Below are 4683 nucleotides of genomic sequence, written 5' to 3'. Positions count from 1 at the left end.
CCCGCGCGTTCGCCTTCGACGAGCCGAACTATCAGGCCGGCGTCTACCGGGACGTGCTGCTGCGGCGGTGGCGCAACACGCTGGGCCGCACCATGTGGGACTTCCCCGGCGGCCGGACCGGCGGCGACCGGTACCTGGTGCTCGGCCTCGGCACCGGGGAGGCCGCCGACCTCGCGGTGCCGCCCGGCCGGGACGAGCTGATCGCCTACGGGCCGCTGCTGTCCGACGACGGGGCCACCTGGCTGGGCACGGCGGCGCTGGTCCGCGCACCCGACCCGGAGTCGGCACGCGCCGTCCTGACCGTGGACCGGTACGCGGACATCGAGGTGCACGACTGGGAGTTCGGCGGTCGCCGTCAGTAGGAGCGGGGGCCGGCCGGGCGGGCCGTTACGCCGGCGGGTGGGCGGTGGGCACGTCGAGCAGGGAGAGGAAGGCGGCGGCCGCGGGTGACGGGGCGGCGCGTCGCCAGACGAGGCGTTCCTCCCGTACCGGCCCGTCGGTGATGCTCACGCAGCGCAGGCCGTGCAGTTCGGTGGTGAACGCCGCGGGCAGCAGGGCGATGCCCAGTCCGTGGCGGACCATCCGGACCATCAGCTCGACCCCGGACACCTCGAAGGTGACCTCGCGGCGCAGCCCGGCCGCCGCGAACGCCTGGTCCGACTGGGCGCGGGCGGCGCTGCCCTCGGCGAAGTCCACGAACGCCTCGCCGGCGAGGAGGCGAAGGTCCACCGCGTCCCGCGCGGCCAGCGGATGGTCCGGTGCGACCACGGCGACGTGCCGGTCGTGGGCGAGCTGGGCGTCGTGGACGCCCTCCAGCCGGAAGCCCGGCTGTACGCCGAGGAAGGCCGCGTCGAGCGTGCCGTCGCGCACCTGCTCGACGAGGCGCTCGCTGGAGCCCGCGCGGAGGCTGATCCGCACCTGGGGGTGGCGCCGGCGGTAGTCGTGGAGGAGTGCCGGGAGGTCGACGGCGGCGACCGTGGGGATCGACCCGACGGTGAGTCTGCCGCGTATCTCGCCGGTGGCCGCCGCGACCTCCGCGCGGGCCCGGTCCGCCGCCTCCAGGGCTTGGCGGGCGGCCGGCAGGAACGCCTCCCCGGCGGTGGTCAGCCGCACCCGGCGGCTGGTCCGCTCGAACAGCCGGGCGCCCAGTTCCTTCTCCAGCCGGGCCACTTGATGACTGAGCGCGGACTGGACGATGTGGCACCGTTCGGCGGCACGGGTGAAGCTGGCGGTCTCCGCGACCGCGAGGACGTAGCGCATCTGCTGGAGATCCATGCGTGGATCGTGAAGCACGATGGATCACATGACAAACATGCGTTGGACCGCTGAATCCGGCTCGGCCATGCTGAACCCCGGGCCGGACGGCAGCGGCACCGGCCCTTTCCGACCCCCTCGGCGCCGCGGGCGCCTTCACCTGTGGAGCCACCCATGCGCGTGATCGCCTTCGACCACCTCGTCCTGAACGTCGCCGACGTCGAGCGTTCGCTCGCCTTCTACACCGGCCCGCTGGGCCTGGAGCCCGTACGGGTGGAGGAGTGGCGGGCCGGCAAGGCGCCCTTTCCGTCCGTACGGGTCAGCGCCGACACCATCATCGATCTCGTCGGGGCGCCCGCCGACGGGCCGCGGGGCTCGAACGTCGACCACATCTGTCTGGTGGTCGAACCCCTCGACTGGCAACAGGTCGTCGACTCCGGCGAGTTCACCGTGCTGGACGGCCCCGGCAAGCGCTTCGGTGCCCGGGGCACGGCCGTCTCGCTCTACGTGGAGGATCCCGACGGCAACTCCGTGGAACTGCGCTGGTACCCGCCGAACCCTTGAGATGCTCCACCGCGAAAAGCGGAGTGACAGATCATCGGCGGGGTGGTTAGCATGCCCGCGATGATGAACTTCACCTCGTACGGATTGGGGGAATCGTTCGCCTCGGGTGAGTGCTGATGGCACATCACCTCGCGAACGGTCTTCCGGCCCACCTGCTGATGTGGCAACGCGTACGTGTGTACGCCGTGCCACCGTCCATGATCGAGAACGCGACCGCGCGGCGTGCGGTCGGTGACTGGGCGGGGGCCTGTGCCGCCGCCCGGATCGACGTCGACCTCGATCTGCGCGCCGTGCGCGACCGCCACGGCACCGACCTCGCCCACCGCCTCCGGGCGGACCTGCGCCGGCTGGCGCCGGATCTGCTGCGCTGGCACATGCCCCGGATCGCCCCCGACGGGCGGCTGCGACCCGGCCTCACGCTCTCCCTCGCCCGCTACCGCACCGCCGGCACCACGACGCCGCAACTGGTCGTGCGCACACCGCCCGCCTGGGCGGACGCCGGACAGCGCATGTCCCTGACCCTGTGGGACGGGTCCGGCGGTGACGGCGCCGGGCACCATCCGCATCCGCGTCCCGACCGGCGTTTCCGGCTCGACCTCCACCGGCACCTGTGGGACGCCGGGCGGAGTGGCGAACTGGCCCGGCGGTGCGGTGCGCGACCGCCTGCCGGAGCCCCCGTTCACGACCTGCCCAACGGGCCATGGGCGGTGGGGCGTTGGGCCCCCGAGGCGGAGTATCTGTTGCGGGCGGAAGGGTGCCCGCGAGGTGCCTTCGCCGTACGGCTCGGACCGCGGAGCCGCGCCGTGCTCCAGCTCGTCGCCCCCGACGACAGTCACGCCCCGGTCGTCCGCCCCCTGTACGGAGCACTGCCGCCGCAGGAGATCGCGGCCCTCCCGGTGCTGCCGGAGGCGGCGGCCCGGACCCTGCCCGACCTGGAGCTGCTGGAGGCGGGGCTCGTCACGGCCGGACAGCTGCATCCGCTCGTCGCCTCGGCGCTGGCCGGGCCCGACTCACCGGCCCTGCCGACGGGTTCCGGCACCGAGACCGGCCTCGGGCGCGAGGCCGCCGATCCGCACCGGGTGGAGTGCCGGGGCGAGATCCACCGGATCGCCCTGCGGGACGGGGTGCTGACGGCGGTCGACCACGACGCGGAACAGGTGCGGCGGGAGGAACTGCTCGTGGCGCTCGGCGGACCGCCGCTGCCCTGCCTGCGGGCCATCGACGCGGTGCACCGCAGCCCCGAGGCCCTGCCCGCGGTCCGGGAACGGCTCGCGCACGGTGACGCCACCGGGGCGCTGGCCGTCGTCGAGGCGCTGCTCGGCCCGGGAGCGGTCCTGCGCGACGGGCCGCTGCGGGACGTACTGGAGACGGCCGCGGTCCGCCGTATCGACCACGGGCTCTTCCGTTCCGGGCTGGTCGCCGTGCATCCGGCCGCCGGCGTGGTCCATCCGGGGCGGCGCCCCCGGCTGGACCGCCGCATGCCGCTCGCCATGCGCCGCAAGCGCGGCAGCCGGGCCCGGCCCCGCACCGGCCTCACCTTCTGACCGGCCGCACCCCACTCCCGCGTGTCCTCATCCACGACCTTCGGGGCGTTCCTTCTCCGTCCCTCCCTCTCACACACCCAGGTGACGCCCATGCCTTCCAGTACCTCCCTGCCCGTCTCCGCCGCGATCGCCGACTCCGAACTCGCCGTCGCCGACGCCCTGTTGTCGCTGCTGCGGACGACGACCACCGAGCCGCGCCCCGACGAAAACCTGGAGGCGCTCACCCTGGCCGTCGCCGCCGACCTGCCCGTCCTGCTCTGGGGCGAGCCGGGCATCGGCAAGACCGCGGCCCTGACCCAGCTCGCCGACTCCCTCGACCTGCCGCTGACCACCGTCATCGCCAGCGTCCACGAGCCGTCCGACTTCTCCGGGCTGCCCATCGTGGGCGACGACCCCGCCGAGCAGGGCGTGCCGATGGCGCCGCCGCAGTGGGCCGTGAACCTGGTGCGGGCCGGGCGCGGACTGCTCTTCCTGGACGAACTCTCCACCGCCACCCCCGCTGTCCAGGCGGCACTGCTCCGCGTCGTCCTGGAACGCAGGGTCGGCGCGCTGCGACTGCCGCCGGCGGTACGGATCGTGGCCGCCGCCAATCCGCGGGCCTCCGCAGCGGACGGGTGGGAGCTGAGCCCGCCGCTGGCCAACCGGTTCGTGCACCTGTACTGGGCGCACGACCGGGAGGTGGTGGTGCGCGGACTGGGCGGGGTCTGGCCGCGCGCCGAACTGCCCCGGCTGGACGTACGGCGGCTGCCCGAGGCGGTGGAGTACGCCCGCCGGGCGGTCCCCGGCTTCCTCAAGGCACGGCCGACGCTGATCCACCGGCTGCCGAGCAGCGACGCGCGGCGCGGCGGTGCCTGGCCCTCGCCCCGCAGCTGGGAGGCCGCGCTGACGCTGCTGGCCTTCGGCACGGCCGCCTCCGTCTCCCGGGACGTGCTGGCGCTGCTGGTGCGGGGCGCGGTGGGCGACGGGCCGGGCCTGGAGCTCCTGGCGCACCTGGACCGGATGGACCTGCCCGACCCGGAGTCGCTGCTCGCCGACCCGGCCGGTGCCGAGCTGCCGGAGCGGGGCGATCTGCGGCAGGCGACGCTGGAGGCGGTGGTCGCCGCCGTCGGGGCGCGGCCGCGGCGGGAGCGGTGGGAGGCCGGCTGGGCGGTGCTGGTGCGGGCGCTGGAGACCGGCGCCCCGGATCTGCTGGTAGCCCCCGCGGCGGCGCTGGCGGCGCTGCGACGCGACGACTGGGAGGTGCCGGACGCGGTGGACCGGCTGGCCGGGGTGGTCGGCCTCGCCCGGCGGGCGGACCGGTCCGTGGAGCGGGTCGCGCGGA

The 4683-nt window shown here is 75.0% G+C and carries 4 protein-coding genes and 1 pseudogene; 4 read left to right on the top strand and 1 reads right to left on the bottom strand.

Translation table 11 applies throughout. The features are described 5' to 3' along the window. Positions 1 to 362: pseudogene (locus GTW67_RS09190) on the top strand (YciI family protein); the annotation flags it as partial. A gap of 25 nt (positions 363 to 387) precedes the next feature. Here GTW67_RS09190 and GTW67_RS09185 read toward each other — a convergent pair. Next, positions 388 to 1275, bottom strand: a complete 888-nt coding sequence (locus GTW67_RS09185) for a LysR family transcriptional regulator (RefSeq protein ID WP_161164312.1) — start codon at positions 1273 to 1275, stop codon at positions 388 to 390. A gap of 153 nt (positions 1276 to 1428) precedes the next feature. On the opposite strand from GTW67_RS09185, the gene GTW67_RS09180 reads away from it, so the two are divergent. The 3 genes from GTW67_RS09180 to GTW67_RS09170 form a co-directional block, all read left to right on the top strand. Further along, complete coding sequence (locus GTW67_RS09180; protein ID WP_161164311.1) at positions 1429 to 1818, top strand: VOC family protein; 390 nt, start codon at positions 1429 to 1431, stop codon at positions 1816 to 1818. Positions 1819 to 1934: 116 nt separating this feature from the next. Further along, positions 1935 to 3362 carry a hypothetical protein gene (locus GTW67_RS09175; RefSeq protein WP_161164310.1) on the top strand — a complete coding sequence of 476 codons (1428 nt, stop codon included), beginning with the start codon at positions 1935 to 1937 and terminating at the stop codon, positions 3360 to 3362. A 90-nt stretch (positions 3363 to 3452) separates the two neighbouring features. Further along, the coding region (locus tag GTW67_RS09170; protein WP_161164309.1) for an AAA family ATPase at positions 3453 to 4683 on the top strand (1231 nt) is incomplete at its 3' end.

This window comes from Streptomyces sp. SID5910 (genome assembly GCF_009862125.1).
Classification (GTDB): Bacteria; Actinomycetota; Actinomycetes; order Streptomycetales; family Streptomycetaceae; genus Streptomyces.
This window is presented reverse-complemented; position numbering and strand designations above follow the sequence as displayed.

Coding starts and splice junctions, on each gene's coding strand:
- GTW67_RS09185 (WP_161164312.1), bottom strand. CDS start 1,275: ATGGATCTCCAGCAGATGCGCTACGTCCTCGCGGTCGCGGAGACCGCC.
- GTW67_RS09180 (WP_161164311.1), top strand. CDS start 1,429: ATGCGCGTGATCGCCTTCGACCACCTCGTCCTGAACGTCGCCGACGTC.
- GTW67_RS09175 (WP_161164310.1), top strand. CDS start 1,935: ATGGCACATCACCTCGCGAACGGTCTTCCGGCCCACCTGCTGATGTGG.